At 74.2% G+C, this 16,394-nt stretch carries 13 protein-coding genes; 7 read left to right on the top strand and 6 right to left on the bottom strand.

Features of this window, described 5'->3' with window-relative positions; genetic code table 11:
* Nucleotides 1-50: 50 nt before the first annotated feature.
* Nucleotides 51-344 carry an MTH1187 family thiamine-binding protein gene (locus FKN01_RS12690; protein WP_143619700.1) on the bottom strand — a complete coding sequence of 98 codons (294 nt, stop codon included), beginning with the start codon at nt 342-344 and terminating at the stop codon, nt 51-53.
* Nucleotides 341-691: a DUF3817 domain-containing protein gene (locus FKN01_RS12695; protein ID WP_018102592.1), complete on the bottom strand. Its 351-nt coding sequence runs from the start codon at nt 689-691 to the stop codon at nt 341-343. The genes FKN01_RS12690 and FKN01_RS12695 overlap by 4 nt, the downstream gene beginning before the upstream one ends.
* A 258-nt stretch (nt 692-949) precedes the next feature.
* Between FKN01_RS12695 and FKN01_RS12700 the strand changes: the two genes are divergently transcribed.
* From FKN01_RS12700 to FKN01_RS12715, 4 genes are all read left to right on the top strand, one after another.
* Complete coding sequence (locus FKN01_RS12700; protein WP_143619781.1) at nt 950-1,582, top strand: AIM24 family protein; 633 nt, start codon at nt 950-952, stop codon at nt 1,580-1,582.
* On the top strand, nt 1,582-2,232 hold the full coding sequence (locus FKN01_RS12705) for an AIM24 family protein (protein ID WP_143619702.1): 651 nt from the start codon (nt 1,582-1,584) through the stop codon (nt 2,230-2,232). The genes FKN01_RS12700 and FKN01_RS12705 overlap by 1 nt, the downstream gene beginning before the upstream one ends.
* Nucleotides 2,229-2,993, top strand: coding sequence for an AIM24 family protein (locus tag FKN01_RS12710; RefSeq protein ID WP_143619704.1), 765 nt, complete (start codon nt 2,229-2,231; stop codon nt 2,991-2,993). Before FKN01_RS12705 ends, FKN01_RS12710 begins: the two co-directional genes overlap by 4 nt.
* Before the next feature lie 129 nt (nt 2,994-3,122).
* The gene (locus FKN01_RS12715) at nt 3,123-3,590 is read left to right on the top strand and encodes a MarR family winged helix-turn-helix transcriptional regulator (protein ID WP_143619706.1); all 468 of its coding nucleotides are present in this window, start codon (nt 3,123-3,125) and stop codon (nt 3,588-3,590) included.
* A gap of 43 nt (nt 3,591-3,633) precedes the next feature.
* On the opposite strand, the gene FKN01_RS12720 is transcribed toward FKN01_RS12715, so the two are convergent.
* The 4 genes from FKN01_RS12720 to FKN01_RS12735 form a co-directional block, all read right to left on the bottom strand.
* Nucleotides 3,634-5,907, bottom strand: coding sequence for a protein kinase domain-containing protein (locus tag FKN01_RS12720; RefSeq protein WP_143619708.1), 2,274 nt, complete (start codon nt 5,905-5,907; stop codon nt 3,634-3,636).
* A 38-nt stretch (nt 5,908-5,945) separates the two neighbouring features.
* A complete protein-coding gene (locus FKN01_RS33545) occupies nt 5,946-8,399 on the bottom strand; it encodes a protein kinase domain-containing protein (protein ID WP_143619711.1) in 2,454 nt (817 codons plus the stop codon).
* Nucleotides 8,400-8,513: 114 nt separating this feature from the next.
* Complete coding sequence (gene meaB, locus FKN01_RS12730) at nt 8,514-9,473, bottom strand: methylmalonyl Co-A mutase-associated GTPase MeaB (RefSeq protein ID WP_143619713.1); 960 nt, start codon at nt 9,471-9,473, stop codon at nt 8,514-8,516.
* Between the two features lie 39 nt (nt 9,474-9,512).
* A complete protein-coding gene (locus tag FKN01_RS12735) occupies nt 9,513-10,715 on the bottom strand; it encodes an acetyl-CoA C-acetyltransferase (protein ID WP_143619715.1) in 1,203 nt (400 codons plus the stop codon).
* Nucleotides 10,716-10,849: 134 nt separating this feature from the next.
* Between FKN01_RS12735 and mce the strand changes: the two genes are divergently transcribed.
* From mce to FKN01_RS12750, 3 genes are all read left to right on the top strand, one after another.
* Nucleotides 10,850-11,278, top strand: a complete 429-nt coding sequence (mce, locus tag FKN01_RS12740; protein ID WP_143619717.1) for a methylmalonyl-CoA epimerase — start codon at nt 10,850-10,852, stop codon at nt 11,276-11,278.
* A 132-nt stretch (nt 11,279-11,410) separates the two neighbouring features.
* Nucleotides 11,411-15,208 carry a polarized growth protein Scy gene (gene scy / locus FKN01_RS12745; protein ID WP_143619719.1) on the top strand — a complete coding sequence of 1,266 codons (3,798 nt, stop codon included), beginning with the start codon at nt 11,411-11,413 and terminating at the stop codon, nt 15,206-15,208.
* Between the two features lie 186 nt (nt 15,209-15,394).
* Nucleotides 15,395-16,333 (top strand): cellulose-binding protein, encoded by a 939-nt coding sequence (locus FKN01_RS12750; protein ID WP_073963892.1) that lies wholly within the window; start codon nt 15,395-15,397, stop codon nt 16,331-16,333.
* The last annotated feature ends 61 nt before the right edge of the window (nt 16,334-16,394 follow it).

Here is a 16,394-nt window from a genome sequence, read left to right on the forward strand (position 1 = left end):
ATGAGGAGAGCCCCCGCCGGGACCGGCAGGGGCTCATCGGGGGCGCGGGATCACTCCGCGAGGTAGCGCTCGACGGTCTCCACCTTGGAGGTGAGCCCGTCGGTGACCCCGGGGCGGATGTCGGCCTTCAGGACCAGCGAGACCCGCCCGGCGCGCGCCTCGACGGCGGCCACGGCGCGCTTCACCACGTCCATGACCTCGTCCCACTCGCCCTCGACGGAGGTGAACATGGCGTCCGTGCGGTTCGGCAGCCCCGACTCGCGGACGACCCGGACCGCGTCGGCGACGTACTCGCCGACGTCCTCGCCGACCCCGAGCGGGCTGACGGAGAAGGCGACGATCATGCGCTGACCGTGCCTTCGCGGCGGGCCCGGGCGGCGATGACGCTGTCCGCCTCGTAGCGCTTGAGCACCTTGTCGCCGTACAGGCCGCCGAACGGCAGCACGCACAGCAGGAAGAAGAACGCGACGCGCTTCAGCGGCCACTTGGTCTTCGCCCACACGTCGAGCAGCAGCACGACGTAGATCACGAAGAGCACGCCGTGCAGCATGCCCAGCGGCATCATCAGGAAGTCGATGTCGGAGACGCGGCTCAGCACCGAGCCGAAGAGGATGAGCGCCGGGAAGGACAGCGCCTCGGGAATCGAGATGAGGCGCAGCCGGTGCAGGGCGGTGGCGGTCTTGATGTCCACGGGGGGCACCTTCGGTGGGAGGGGCGTGACAGCTTGTGAACGCACGCACAAGCGGCACCCATTGTGACATCGCGGGCGGGGAGGTCCGGCGGCGGGTCCGGATGGGCGGCGGCCCGGCGGCCGGGCGTTGTGTGCGAGGTACGTCTCCGTAGTGTCCGGGTCCCGTACCGGATGCGTATCAGGGGCGGTCAGGGGCGTGCGATGGCGCGACTGCCCCTGTTCGGCGGCGGTGGCTGCGGCTATTTTCGCCGGGTGGCAATGTTCCGGCTCGAGGGAAACAAGACGCTCGCCGTCGATCTGGCAGGCGATGCCGTCAAGGCGAAGAACGGCTCCATGGTCGCGTACGAGGGCCGGATGACGTTCAAGAAGATGACGGGCGGCGGTGAGGGGCTGCGCGGGATGGTGACCCGCAGGCTGACCGGTGAGGCGATGGCCGTGATGCAGGTCAGCGGGCAGGGCACCTGCTACTTCGCGGACCGGGCGAGCGAGATCAACCTGGTCTCGCTGCACGGTGACAAGCTGTACGTCGAGGCGAGCAATCTGCTCTGCACCGACGCGGGGCTGCGCACCGGCACCACGTTCACCGGCCTGCGCGGCGGGGCGACGGGCAACGGCCTGTTCACCACCACCGTGGAGGGGACGGGGCAGGCGGCGATCATGTCGGACGGCACGGCCGTGGTGCTGCGGGTCTCCCCCCAGTACCCGCTGTTCGTCGACCCGGGCGCCTACATCGCCCACCAGGGCAGCCTCCAGCAGCACTTCCAGTCCGGGGTGAACTTCCGGACGCTGATCGGCGAGGGCTCCGGCGAGTCCTTCCAGATCCGCTTCGAGGGCGACGGCCTGGTCTACGTGCAGCCCAGCGAGCGGAACACGATCGGGGGGAACGTCTGATGCCGTTCCGTGAGATCAACTCGAAGATGGTCGAGGCGACGGTGGTCCCCGGCCGGAAGATGTTCAGCCAGCGCGGGGCGATGCTCGCCTACCGGGGCGAGGTGGCGTTCACGCCGAACATCCAGGGCGGCCAGGGCGGCATGATGTCGATGATCGGCCGCCGGCTGGCGAACGAGGCGACCCCGCTGATGACGGTCGAGGGCGACGGCACGGTGATGTTCGGCCACGGCGGCCACCACATCCATGTGATCAACCTCTCCGGGGACACCCTCTACGTGGAGGCGGACCGGCTGCTCGCCTTCGACGGCACGCTCCAGCAGGGCACGATGTTCATGGGCTCGCAGGGCGGGGTGATGGGCATGGTGCGCGGCCAGGTGACCGGGCAGGGCCTGTTCACCACGACCCTCCAGGGCCACGGCTCGGTCGCGGTGATGGCGCACGGCGGGGTGATCGAGCTGCCGATCTCGCCGGGCCGCGACGTGCACGTCGACCCCCAGGCGTACGTCGCCCACCACGGCGACGTGCGCAACAAGCTCTCCACCGCGATCGGCTGGCGCGAGATGGTGGGACGCGGCTCGGGCGAGGGCTTCCAGCTGGAGCTGAGCGGCAACGGTGCGGTGTACGTCCAGGCGTCGGAGGAGAAGCTGTGAACGGGCCCGTGGTCTTCGACCCGATGACGCTGCCGGCGGACGACAACGTCAACGCGTACACCTTCTGCGTGGAGCTCAAGGGGAGCCGGTGGTTCCTCCAGAAGGGCAAGATGATCGCCTACTACGGGCAGATCGTCTTCGACGGCATCGGACACGGCCGCTTCGAGGGGCTGGTCCGGTCGAGCTTCCACTCGCCGCTGCACGCGAGCGACTGGGTCGTGGCCGAGGGCAACGGCAAGATGCTGCTCGCCGACCGGGCGTTCGACGTGAACTCCTACGACCTGGACGACGGGAACCTGACGATCCGGTCCGGCAATCTGCTCGCGTACCAGCCGTCGCTGGCGCTGAAGCAGTCGATCGTGCCCGGGTTCCTGACGCTGATCGGCACCGGCAAGTTCGTCGCCGCGTCCAACGGCCCGGTGGTCTTCATGGAGCCCCCGCTGCGCGTGGACCCGCAGGCGCTGGTCGGCTGGGCGGACTGCCCGTCCCCCTGCCACCACTACGACCACGGCTACATGACCGGCTTCCTGGGCGGGCTGCGCGGGCTGACCGGCATCGGCGGCACCTCGGGCGAGGAACACCAGTTCGAGTTCGTCGGCGCCGGTACGGTGCTGCTCCAGTCCTCCGAGGCGCTGATGGCCGAACAGGCGACGGGGGCGGTGCCGCAGCAGGCGGGGGTGCCGGGCGGGGGCGCCCGGCCGGGCCAGACGCCCCGGGCGCCCGGTCAGCTGGGGGACCTCCAGCGTCGCTTCGGGGTGTGAGCGGTAGTCTGCGGAGTGTGACGTCGAACGTCTGCGCCCCGGTGCGGTCCACCCACGCGGGCGGTGCGGTGCCGGGTGTCACACCTTCACACTTCGTCCGGCTTTCAACTTCTTAGGTAGAATTCAAACATGGAGACCGAGACGGCCACCCGCTGGCTGAGCGATGCAGAGCAGTGCACCTGGCGCACCCACCTGGACGTCAGCAGGCTGCTGACCTACCAGTTGGAGAAGGACCTCCAGCCGTTCGGGCTGACCATGAACGACTACGAGATCCTCGTCAACCTCTCGGAGTCCGAGGACCGGCGGATGCGGATGAGTGACCTCGCGGGCGCGACCCTGCAGTCCAAGAGCCGGCTCTCGCACCAGATCACGCGCATGGAGAGCGCGGGGCTGGTCCGGCGGGAGAACTGCGAGTCGGACCGGCGGGGGCTGTACGCGGTGCTGACGGATGACGGCGCGGAGACGATGCGGCGGGTGGCGCCGCATCACGTGGCGTCGGTGCGCCGCCACTTCGTGGACCTGTTGTCGGAGGAGGCGCTGGCGGAGCTGCGGGCGGCGCTGACGCCGGTGGCGCAGCATCTGCGGGGGCAGCGGTAGAGGAGCGGGGGTCCGGGGCAGCGCCCCCGCGAGGCGGTCCGGGTCACGGGGCGTACGCCGAGAGCACCGTGCCGTTCTCGAAGCTCGCGAGCACCGTGTCGCCCCGGGCCAGGACGGACACCGACGCCGGGTCCGGGTAGTCGTCCACCGCCGGGCCCGGCCAGCCCTTGATCTCCGCCGCGCCCCGGGGCTCGACCTCGCCCTCCGAGGCCAGGGGGACGACCGTCGGGCCGTAGTCCTGCACGATCATCGCCCGGTCACCGACGACGTACGGTGCGCCCCACTGGGCCATGGACTCCTCGCACGCGCACGTCGCCCACCGCGTCTCACCGGACCCCAGGTCCACCCCGTAGACCCGGTCCGTGCCGCCCACCACGACCGTCCCGTCGGCCGCCAGCGCGGGGCGGAACGCGATGTCCACGCCGGGCAGGAGCGTGCGCCGCTTCCCCAGGGACGTCACGTCGACCACGGTCAGGCCGTCCGGGCCCGGGCAGAGGAGCTGCCCGCCCTTCAGAACCGGGGTGCGGCACCGCGTGCCGGCCGCCGAGACGCGGGTCCCGTCCGACGCCTTCAGGACGGTGACCGCGTCGCCCGCCGCGACCAGGCGGCCGTCGTCCAGGAGGAGTTCGGCGGTCTCGGACGTGTCCCGCCACTCCTTGTCCCAGACCCGGTCGTGATCGCCGGTCAGGCGGCGCGCGACCAGCCGGCCCGTCCCGGAGCCCCGCGCCTTCGTGGCGTAGTACAGCGTGTCGCCCGACTGCACGGAGTCGGCCACGGCCACCCCGTCCGGCAGGGGTTCGCGCCACTTCTCGGCGCCCTCGGACAGCCCGCGCGCCACCAGGGCGCCGCCCTCGAACGCGTACACCGTGCCGTCCAGGACCGCCGCCACCGAGGTGGGGCCGGAGTCCGTCCGCGCGCCGCGCCACAGCCGCTTGCCGTCCGCCGCCGCCAGCGCGGTGATCCGGCGGGGGCCCGCGCACACCAGTGACGCACCGGCGTACACGCACTCGACCCGGCCGTCGTCCACCTGGGCGTGCCACGCCCGCCAGCCCTCCGGGCGGGCGGAGACATCGGCCGCCACCGCGCCGAAGTCGCCGGTGCGGCCCGGGTCCGCGTGCGGGAAGACGACCTGGCCGGCGCCCTCGGTGGACACCGCCCCGGAGGCGGACGCGGTCGGCCGGGCGGCCCCGCCGGTGCCGTCCTGCCCGTCGTCACCGGAGAGGAGCCCCGGGAGGAGGACCGCGCCCAGGGCGACGCACGCCGCCGTCGCCAGCGCGGCGAGCCCGAGCCGCAGCCGCCCGCCGCCGCCCTTCCGGTCCCCCGGCACCGCGACCGGCACGACCGGCGTGCGGGCGAACGCCGGGTGGTGGGGCGGGAGCGGCGGGGCGGCCGGGGCGGGGGCCGCCGCCCGTGCCCAGGCACCGGCCGCCGCCGCGTGGGCGGCCAGCTGTTCCCGTACCGCGTCGGTCCACGGGAAGGCGCCCGGCGCGGGCCGCCGCGGCAGCAGCAGCTCCGCCAGCCGGCCCGGCGCGGGCCGGGCGGCCGGGTCGGTGCGCAGGCACGCCTCGATCACCGGGCGCAGGGTGGGCGGTACGCGGGAGAGCTCGGACTCGCCCCGCGCGATCCGGAAGATGACGGCGGCCATGTCGGAGTCGTCGAACGGCCCGTGGCCCGTCGCCGCGAAGGCCAGCACCGCGCCCAGGCAGAACACGTCGGACGCGGGCACCAGGGCGCGGGAGCCGTTGACGTGCTCGGGCGAGATGTAGCCGGGGCTGCCGACGACGACCCCGGTACGGGTGAGCTGGGTCGCGTCGAACGCCTGGGCGATCCCGAAGTCGATGACCTTGGGCCCGTCCGGGCCGAGGAGCACGTTGCCCGGCTTCAGGTCGCGGTGCAGGACGCGTACCGCGTGCATGTCGGCGAGGGCCAGGGCCAGACCGGCGCCGAGGGCCCGGACCGCCGGTTCGGGGAGCGGCCCGCCCCGGGCCACCGCCTCGGCGAGCGAGGGGCCGGGGACGTATTCGGTGGCCAGCCAGGGCAGCCGGCCGCTCGCGTCGCCGCCCACGAGCGCGGCGGTGTGCGGGCTGCGGACGGCCTCGGCGGCGGCGATCTCGCGGCGGAAGCGGACCCGGAAGCCGTCGTCCAGGTCCAGGTCGGGCCGGACGGTCTTCAGGGCGACCAGGACGGGCCCCGGGGCCTGCGGGCCGTCCACGGGCCGGGCGAGATACACCTCGCCCATGCCGCCCGCGCCGAGCAGCCCGAGCAGCTGGTACGGCCCGATCAGCCGGGTCCGCCCGGCCGGCAGCGGCTGGATCACTGGGGCTCTCCTCGGTCGTGCGTCGGGGTCGGGCGGGGTCAGTCCGGCAGGCGTACGGAGACCGTCGTGCCGTCGTCGTACACGAGGTGCACCACCCCGCCCACGGGCAGCACCCGGGGGGCCAGGAGCTCCTTGCCCAGTTCGATGCCCTGGGACCTTTCGTAGTCGGGGGTCGGGCTCGGGCCGGGGGCGCCGGGGACCTCGGTCTTCCTGAGGGGGCCGAGCGTGCCGTCCGGGCGCACCGGCACCGTGTACAGCGTCGCGGTGTCCGCCCAGACCACGGTGTCGGCGACGATCAGCGGGGCGGAGGCCGGGTTGCTCATCCCCTCCTCGGGGTGCGGCGTCAGCGGGAACCGGCCGAGGGTGCGGCCGTCCGCCCGGCTCACCACGTCGATCTCGTCCGGCACGCTCTCCACGTACTCGTCGCCCCTGCTCAGCACGGTGACCCGGTCGTCCACCGCGCTCAGCGCCGCGCCGGACACCAGCCCGGCGTCCAGCTCCACCCGCCCCTCGGCCCGGAGGTCGCCGGTGCGGAACCGCAGCACGGCGATGTCCTCGCCGAAGCCGGAGTCGCCCTCGTCATTGGGTACGAACGTCGCGCAGAACGCGGAGGTGCCGCGCACCCGCAGGTCCCAGCAGCCGGAGTTCGCGGACTCCTGCCCGGCGTCGCCCCCGGCCGTGCCCAGCAGCCGGCCGTCCTCGGGGCGGAAGGCCTTCGGGCCCTCCAGGCCGATCGCGTACACCACCTCGCCGTCGGTGGCGACGGGCCAGAAGTTGCCCTTCTGCGCCATGGCGATGTCCTCCTCCGCCAGCCGCTTCCGCCACTTCTCGGTGCCCGTCCGCCGGTCGTACGCGGCGAGTTCGGCCCCTTCGGAAGCCGAGGCGGCGGCGAAGACGAGGTCGCCGAGGACCAGCGGCGCGCTCTCCAGGGACAGCGCCTCGCCCGCCCTGGTCTCCCAGCGTCCCTCGCCCGTGCGGGCGTCCAGCGCGTGGAGGCGGCTGCCGGCCGCGAGCAGGACGGTGTCGTCGTACACCGTGGGGACGGTGGCCCCGGCGGGCATGAAGAACGCGCCGCTGGGCCCGTAGCCCGCCTGCCGGCCGCTCATCTCCTGGCCCGAGTCGAACGTCCACAGATGGTGGCCGTCGGCGGCCGACAGCCCTTCGTAGGTGCCGTCGATCAGCCGGCACACCAGCACGTCACGGCCGGCCGAGCAGCCGAGCGGGGGCTGCGCGAACCTGCCCCGCCACGGCTTCTTCCAGCCGGCGGGGCGCACGTCGCGGCCGTAGGGCACGGTCCCCGAGCCGTCCGGGCCGCCCCGCTCGCCCACGCCCGCCACCACGGCCGTCCGCGGGCCCCCGCCGCCCGCGGACGCCTCGGCGGGGCCGCCCCCGCGCTCGCGCCACCCCAGGTATCCGCCGGTGGCCGCGCCCAGCAGGACCAGGGCCGCCAGGGCCGCCGCGAGGCCCCGCCCCGGGCGGCGCGGGGGCGCGGGGAGGCCCGGGCCCTGGGTGGGGGCGAGGTGGACGAAGTCCGGCGGCCGGTGCGGGGCGGCCGGGCTCGCGGTGGCGGCCTGGGTGGGCGTGTAGCCGGGGAGCAGGGGGCCGTCCAGGGCGGTGACGCGCGCCAGCTCCCTCTCGTACTCCGCGATCTGCTCGCCGACCGGGGCCGGCCAGCCGGAGGCGGCGCCGGGCGTCAGCCGTTCGGCGAGGGCCGCGGCGGTCGGGCGGCCGGCCGGGTCGGCGGTGAGGCAGTCCGCGAGGACCGCGCGCAGCGAGTCCGGCACGTCCGCGAGATCGGCCTCGACGTATTTGACGCGGTACAGGACGGCCGCCACGGGCCCGTCGCCGAACGGGTCGCGCCCGGTGGCGGCGAAGCAGAGCACGGAGGCGAGGCAGAAGACGTCGGAGGCCGGGACGACGCGTCCGCTGCCCGCGACGTGCTCCGGGGACATGAAGGCGGGGCTGCCGACCATCCGGCTGGTCGTGGTGAGCGGGGTGGCGCCGGTGTCCCGGGCGATCCCGAAGTCGATGAGGCGCGGCCCGTCCGCGGCGAGCATGACGTTGCCCGGCTTCACGTCCCGGTGCACGATGCCCGCCGCGTGCACGGCCGCCAGCGCGCGGGCGAGCCCGGCGCCCAGCATCCGCACCTCGGCCTCGTCCAGCGCGCCCGCCCGGCGCACGGCGGCGGAGAGCGTCGGCCCGGCCACGTAGGCGGTGGCGAGCCAGGGCACGGCGGCGTCGGCGTCCCCGTCGAGCAGCGGGGCGAGACGGGCGCCGGTGACGGACCGGGCGACGGCGATCTCGCGGCGGAAGCGGTCGCGGAAGCCGGGGTCCTGCACCACGTCGCGCCGGACGGTCTTGACGGCGGCGGGCGCGGTGGAGCCGCCCCGGTCTCCGAGGAAGACCTCCCCCATGCCGCCCGCGCCCAGCCGGGCCCGGATCGTGTACGGGCCGATGGTCCTGGGCGAGTCGTCCCTGAGCGGACCGAGCATGTGCCACTTCCCCCCTCGCGCGCGTGACGGGCGGCCATCCTGCCACGGGAGCAAGGGAGTTGGGACGGTCCCGGGCACGCCCGGACGCGGCCCGCACGCCGCGTCCGCGAGGCGTCAGCTCTCGCCCGTCAGCCCCGCCACCAGTTCGTCCGCAGCCGCGTACGGGTCGAGGCGGCCGGTCACGATGCGTTCGGCGAGGGCGTCCAGGCGGCGGTCGCCGTGCAGGGTGCCGATGCGTTCGCGCAGGCGGGTGACCGCGATCGTCTCGACCTCGCGGGCGGCGCGGGCGGCCCGGCGCTCGCCGAGGACGCCGTGCTCCTCCATCCAGGCCCGGTGCTTCTCCAGCGCCTCGACCACCTCGTCGACGCCCTCGCCCCGCGCGGCGACCGTCTTCACGATCGGCGGGCGCCAGTCACCGGGGCCCCGGGACTCCCCGAGGCCCAGCATGTGGTTGAGCTCGCGCGCGGTGGCGTCCGCGCCGTCCCGGTCCGCCTTGTTCACGACGTACACGTCGCCGATCTCCAGGATTCCCGCCTTCGCGGCCTGGATGCCGTCGCCCATGCCGGGGGCGAGGAGGACGACCGAGGTGTCGGCCTGCGAGGCGATCTCCACCTCGGACTGGCCGACGCCCACGGTCTCCACCAGGATCACGTCGAAGCCCGACGCGTCCAGCACGCGGATCGCCTGCGGGGCCGCCCAGGCGAGGCCGCCGAGGTGGCCGCGGGTCGCCATGGAGCGGATGTAGACGCCCGGGTCCGAGGCGTGGTCCGACATCCGGACCCGGTCGCCGAGCAGCGCCCCGCCGGAGAACGGCGAGGACGGGTCGACGGCGAGCACCGCGACCCGCCTGCCCTGCTTCCGGTACGCGGAGACGAGCGCCGACGTCGACGTGGACTTGCCGACGCCCGGCGAGCCGGTCAGGCCGACCACGTACGCGCTGCCCGCCAGCGGCGCCAGGGCCGCCATCACCTCGCGCAGCTGCGGCGAGGCACCCTCCACCAGGGAGATGAGCCGGGCCACCGCCCGCGGTCCGCCCGCGCGGGCCTGCTCCACCAGGGTGGGGACGTCCACCATCACCGCTCCGTTCCGCTCAGCGCGTCTTCTCGTACCGCGTTACTTGCCCGGGACGCGCAGGATCAGCGCGTCGCCCTGACCGCCGCCGCCGCACAGGGCCGCCGCGCCGGTGCCGCCGCCGCGCCGCTTGAGCTCCAGCGCCAGGTGCAGCACCACGCGGGCGCCGGACATGCCGATGGGGTGGCCCAGCGCGATGGCGCCGCCGTTGACGTTGACCTTGTCCGAGGTGACGCCGAGGTCCTTCATGGACTGGACGGCGACGGCCGCGAACGCCTCGTTGATCTCGATGAGGTCCAGGTCCTCGACGCCGATGCCCTCCTTCTTCAGGGCGTGCCGGATGGCGTTGGACGGCTGCGACTGCAGGGAGTTGTCCGGGCCGGCCACATTGCCGTGGGCGCCGATCTCGGCGATCCAGTCCAGGCCCAGCTCCTCGGCCTTGGCCTTGCTCATGACGACGACCGCGGCGGCGCCGTCGGAGATCTGCGAGGAGGTGCCCGCGGTGATGGTGCCGTCCTTGGCGAAGGCCGGGCGCAGCTTGCCCAGGGACTCCACGGTGGTCTCGGGGCGGATGCCCTCGTCCTTGGCGAAGAGGACCGGGTCGCCCTTGCGCTGCGGGATCTCGACCGGGGTGATCTCGGCCTCGAACAGGCCGTTCTTCTGGGCGGCGGCGGCGCGCTGGTGGGACTGGGCGCCGATCTCGTCCTGGGCGGCGCGGTCGAGGCCGAGGCGGGCGTTGTGCTGCTCGGTGGACTGGCCCATCGGGATGTTCTCGTAGGCGTCGGTCAGACCGTCGTACGCCATGGAGTCCAGCATCTCGATCGCGCCGTACTTGTGGCCCTCGCGGGACTTCGGGAGCAGGTGCGGGGCGTTCGTCATGGACTCCTGGCCGCCGGCCACGACGACGTCGAACTCACCGGCGCGGATGAGCTGGTCGGCCAGGGCGATGGCGTCGAGCCCGGAGAGGCACACCTTGTTGACGGTGAGCGCGGGGACGTTCATCGGGATGCCGGCCTTGACCGCGGCCTGGCGGGCGGGCATCTGGCCCGCGCCGGCCTGCAGCACCTGGCCCATGATCACGTACTCGACCTGGTCGCCGCCGATGCCGGCCCGGTCCAGCGCCGCCTTGATGGCGAAGCCGCCGAGGTCGGCCGCCGAGAAGCTCTTCAGGGAGCCGAGGAGCCGGCCCATGGGCGTCCGGGCGCCCGCGACGATCACGGAGGTGTTACCGGTCGTTCCTGACATGAGGCACAGCCCCTTGGGTTGGATGTGAACGAGGGTTTACTTGAATGTACTGAGCGGTACCGCCCCCGTCATCCGGCAGCGGGTGTGATCGCGCGCACGTTGCGTAACCGTTCGAAGCGCGCTGCACTGTTCCCATGCTGACGCGCATCGACCACATCGGGATCGCCTGCTTCGACCTCGACGCGACCGTCGAGTTCTACCGCTCGACCTACGGGTTCGAGGTCTTCCACACCGAGGTCAACGAGGAGCAGGGCGTACGCGAGGCCATGCTCAAGATCAACGGTACGTCCGACGGCGGCGCCTCGTACCTCCAGCTGCTGGAGCCCGTCCGGGAGGACTCCGCCGTGGGCAAATGGCTGGCCAAGAACGGGGAGGGCGTGCACCACATCGCGTTCGGCACCGCCGATGTGGACGGGGACGCCGCGGACATCCGCGAGAAGGGGGTCAGGGTGCTGTACGACGAGCCCAGGACGGGTTCGATGGGGTCCAGGATCACCTTCCTCCACCCCAAGGACTGCCACGGCGTCCTCACCGAACTGGTCACGGCGAAGAAGGAGCACTGACCCCAGCCATACCCGCCCGGTAGAGTGGGCTCTTCCGGGCCGGGGCCGGGTCGGGGGCGCGCCGCGTCCCCAGCCGTTGATCTGTCACCATTCCCCGAACGTTGAGAGCTCGGGGAAGGATGGGACCGCGCAGTGCGGGGCTACGAACGCCAGGAGAGCCACCGAGCTGAAGACGACCATCTCTCGCGGTTCGAGGCCGAGATGGACCGGCTCAGAACCGACCGGGAGAAGGCCGTCCAGCACGCCGAGGACCTCGGCTACCAGGTCGAGGTCCTGCGAGCCAAGCTGCACGAGGCACGGCGCAGTCTGGCGATGCGTCCCGCCTACGACAGCGCGGACATCGGCTATCAGGCGGAGCAGCTCCTGCGGAACGCCCAGATCCAGGCCGAGCAGATGCGCAGCGACGCCGAGCGCGAACTGCGCGACGCCCGCGCCCAGACGCAGCGCATCCTCCAGGAGCACGCCGAGCACCAGGCCCGCCTCCAGGCCGAGCTGCACAACGAGGCGGTGCAGCGCCGCCAGCAGCTCGACCAGGAGCTGGCGGAGCGCCGCCAGACCGTCGAGTCCCACGTCAACGAGAACGTCGCCTGGGCCGAGCAGCTGCGGGCCCGGACGGAGTCGCAGGCCCGCCGCCTGATGGAGGAGTCCCGGGCCGAGGCCGAGCAGGCGCTCGCCACCGCCCGGGCCGAGGCCGCCCGGCTGGCCGAGGAGACCCGTCAGCGCGTGGGGGCGGAGGCCGAGTCCGCCCGGGCCGAGGCGGAGTCGATCCTGTCCCGCGCCCGCAAGGACGCGGAGCGGATGCTCGGCGTCGCGGCCGGCCAGGCGCAGGAGGCCACCAGCCACGCGGAGCAGCTGCGGCTGACGACGACCGCGGAGACCGAGCAGACCCGGCAGCGGGCGACCGAGCTGAGCCGGGCCGCCGAGCAGCGCATGCAGGAGGCCGAGACCCGGCTGCGCGAGGCGCGCCTGGAGGCCGAGAAGGTCCTCGCCGAGGCCAAGGAGACCGCGGTCAAGCGGCTGGCGTCCGCCGAGTCGCAGAACGAGCAGCGCACCCGGACCGCCAAGACGGAGATCGCCCGGCTGGTCGGCGAGGCGACCAAGGAGGCCGAGACCCTCAAGGCGGAGGCCGAGCAGGCGCTCGCGGACGCCCGTGCCGAGGCCGAGCGGCTGCGTGCGGAGGCGGCCGAGGCCGCGCGCACCGCCGCCGCCGAGGACGCGGCGGCCCAGCTCGCGAAGGCGGCCCGGTCCGCCGAGGAGATCCTGACCAAGGCGTCCGAGGACGCGAAGGCGGCCACCAGGGCGGCGGGCGAGGAGGCCGAGCGCATCCGCCGCGAGGCCGAGGCCGAGGCGGACCGGCTGCGCGGCGAGGCGGCCGAGCAGGCCGACCAGCTCAAGGGCGCGGCCAAGGACGACACCAAGGAGTACCGGGCCAAGACGGTCGAGCTCCAGGAGGAGGCGCGCCGGCTGCGCGGCGAGGCCGAGCAGCTGCGGGCCGAGGCGGTCGCGGAGGGCGAGCGGATCCGGGGCGAGGCCCGCCGCGAGGCCCTCCAGCAGATCGAGGAGGGCGCGAAGACCGCGGAGGAGCTGCTCGCGAAGGCCAAGGCCGACGCGGAGGAGCTGCGCGGTACGGCGACCGCCGAGGGCGAGCGCGTCCGCACCGAGGCCACGGAGCGGGCCGCGGCGCTGCGCAAGCAGGCGGAGGAGGCCCTCGACCGGGCCCGCGCCGAGGCGGAGCAGCTGCGCACGGAGTCCGAGGAGCAGGCCGAGGCGGCGCGGACCGCGGCGGAGCGGGCGGCGTCGGCGCTGCGCGAGGAGACCGAGCGCGCCGTCGCGGCCCGGCAGTCGGAGGCGGCCGAGGAGCTGGCCCGGCTCAAGGGCGAGGCCGAGACCCGGCTCACCGCCGCCGAGCAGGCGCTCGGTGAGGCGCGTGCGGAGGCGGAGCGCATCCGGCGCGAGGCCGGAGAGGAGTCCGAGCGGCTGCGCGCGGAGTCCGCCGAGCGGCTGCGGACGCTCCGGGAGCAGGCGGAGGCCGAGGCCCAGCGGCTGCGCGACGAGGCCGCGGCGGACGCCTCGCAGTCGCGTGCCGAGGGCGAGGCCGTCGCCGTACGGCTGCGCACGGAGGCCGCCACCGAGGCGGAGCGGCTGCGGACCGAGGCGCAGGAGAGCGCGGGCCGGATGCGGTCGGAGGCCGCCGCGGCGGCCGAACGGGTGGGCACGGAGGCCGCCGAGGCGCTGGCCGCCGCCCAGGAGGAGGCGAACCGGCGCCGGCGCGAGGCCGAGGAGACGCTGGACGCGGCCCGTGTCGAGGCGAATCAGGAGCGCGAGCGCGCCCGTGAGCAGAGCGAGGAGCTGCTGGCCTCCGCGCGCAAGCGGGTCGAGGAGGCGCAGGCCGAGGCGCACCGCCTGACCGCCGAGGCGGAGACCCGGGCGGCCGAGCTGGTCGCGGCGGCCGAGCAGACCGCCCAGCAGGTGCGGGACGCGGTCAGCGGGCTCCAGGAGCAGGCCGAGGCGGAGATCGCCGGGCTGCGCTCGGCGGCCGAGCATGCCGCGGAGCGGACGAAGTCGGAGGCCCAGGAGGAGGCCGACCGGCTGCGCGCCGACGCGCACGCCGAGCGGGAGCGGGCGGGCGAGGACGCCGCGCGCATCCGCCAGGTGGCCAAGGAGGAGACGGACGCCGCGAAGGCGATGGCGGAGCGCACGGTCTCCGAGGCGATCGCGGAGTCCGAGCGGCTGCGGGCGGACACCGCCGAGTACAGCCAGCGGATGCGCACCGAGGCGTCGGACGCGCTGGCGTCCGCCGAGCAGGACGCGGCGCGCAGCCGGGCGGAGGCCCGCGAGGACGCCAACCGGATGCGGAACGAGGCGGCGGCCCAGGCCGACCTGCTGGTGTCCGAGGCGACCGCGGAGGCCGGGCGGCTGCGCACGGACGCGGAGCACCAGGCGGCCCGGACCGTGGAGGAGGCGGCGGGCGACGCGGAGCGGATGCGCGCGGAGGCTTCGGCCACGGTGGGCTCCGCGCAGGAGCACGCGGCGCGGACCCGGGAGGAGTCGGAGCGGCTGCGGGCGGACGCGGAGGCGGCTGCCGAGCAGATGCGGGCCGAGGCGCGCCAGGAGGCGGACCGGCTGCTCGACGAGGCGCGCGAGGCCGCGTCGAAGCGCCGGGCGGACGCGGCGGAGCAGGCGGACCAGCTCATCGCCAAGGCTCAGGAGGAGGCGCTGCGCGCCGCCACGGAGGCCGAGGAGCAGGCCGACGCGATGGTCGGCGCGGCGCGCAAGGAGGCCGTGCGGATCACCTCCGAGGCGACGGTCGAGGGCAACGCGCTGGTGGAGCGGGCCCGGACGGACGCGGACGAGCTGCTGGTCGGCGCGCGCCGGGACGCCACGCAGATCCGGGAGCGGGCCGAGGAGCTGAAGACCCGTGCGGAGACCGAGGTGCAGGAGCTGCACGACCGGGCGCGCCGGGAGACGGCCGAGCAGGTCAAGACGGTCGGCGAGCGCGTCGACAAGCTGATCAAGGCCGCCACCGAGCAGCGCGAGGAGGCCGAGGCGAAGTCCAAGGAGCTGCTGGCGGACGCCAATTCGGAGGCGAGCAAGGTCAGGATCGCCGCCGTGAAGCGGGCCGAGTCGCTGCTGAAGGAGGCCGAGCAGAAGAAGGCCAGCCTGGTGCGCGAGGCCGAGAAGCTGCGGGCGGACGCCGAGGCCGAGGCCAAGCGGATGGTGGACGAGGGCCGGCGCGAGCTGGAGGTCCTGGTGCGCCGGCGCGAGGACATCAACACGGAGATCTCCCGTGTCCAGGACGTGCTGGAGGCGTTGGAGTCTTTCGAGACCCCCGCGGCGGGCGGTAAGGGCGGGGGCTCCGCACCGGCCGGCGGTGTCAAGGCCGGGGCCGCGGCGGGCACTCGATCGGGTGGCAAGCAGTCCGATGGGTAGCCGACCGGCTGTGGTCCGTGGTCTCTCATGGACCTTCAGCCGTCCGGGTGGCAAGGGGGAGGCCGTGTTCGCCACTCAAAAGGGGTGTCATTCTCCAGATCAAACCGGCATCCACTCGATGACACGCCGTTTCGGCCCCTAGGATTCCCTCTATCACCTCACCGGTCTCACTTCGACAGGAACCCCATGAGTGACCCTTCCTCCCCCTTCGGCTTCGAACTCGTGCGGCGTGGTTACGACCGCGGTCAGGTGGATGACCGCATTACCAAGCTCGTCGCCGACCGTGATAGTGCTCTCGCCCGCATCACATCGCTGGAAAAGCGCATCGAGGAGCTGCACCTCGAAACGCAGAACGCCCAGGCCCAGGTGAACGACGCGGAGCCGTCGTACGCGGGTCTCGGCGCGCGTGTGGAGAAGATCCTCCGGCTGGCCGAGGAGGAGGCGAAGGACCTGCGCGAGGAGGCCCGTCGCGCCGCCGAGCAGCACCGCGAGCTCGCCGAGTCCGCCGCCCAGCAGGTGCGCAACGACGCCGAGACGTTCGCCGCCGAGCGCAAGGCCAAGGCGGAGGACGACGGCGTCCGCATCGTCGACAAGGCCAAGGGTGAGGCCACCGCGCTGCGCGCCGACGCGCAGAAGGACGCGGCGCAGAAGCGGGAGGAGGCCGACGCCCTCTTCGAGGAGACCCGCGCCAAGGCCGCCCAGGCCGCCGCGGACTTCGAGACCAACCTCGCCAAGCGCCGCGACCAGTCGGAGCGCGACCTCGCGTCCCGCCAGGCCAAGGCGGAGAAGCGGCTCGCCGAGATCGAGCACCGCGCCGAGCAGCTGCGGCTGGAGGCCGAGAAGCTGCGCACGGACGCCGAGCGCCGGGCCCGGCAGACGGTGGAGACCGCGCAGCGCCAGTCCGAGGACATCGTGGCGGACGCCAACGCGAAGGCCGACCGCATCCGCAGCGAGTCGGAGCGCGAGCTCGCGGCGCTCACCAACCGCCGCGACTCGATCAACGCGCAGCTGACCAACGTCCGCGAGATGCTGGCGACGCTGACCGGTGCCGCGGTGGCCGCCGCCGGCACCCCCGCCGACGAGGAGCCCGCCTCGCGCGGTGTCCCGGCCCAGCAGACCCGCTGATTCCGGCTGCCGTACCCGCGTGCCCGGCCCCGCCCTTGTGGTGGCGCCGGGCACGCGGGCG

The organism is Streptomyces sp. 130 (genome assembly GCF_007096885.1).
Classification (GTDB): Bacteria; Actinomycetota; Actinomycetes; order Streptomycetales; family Streptomycetaceae; genus Streptomyces.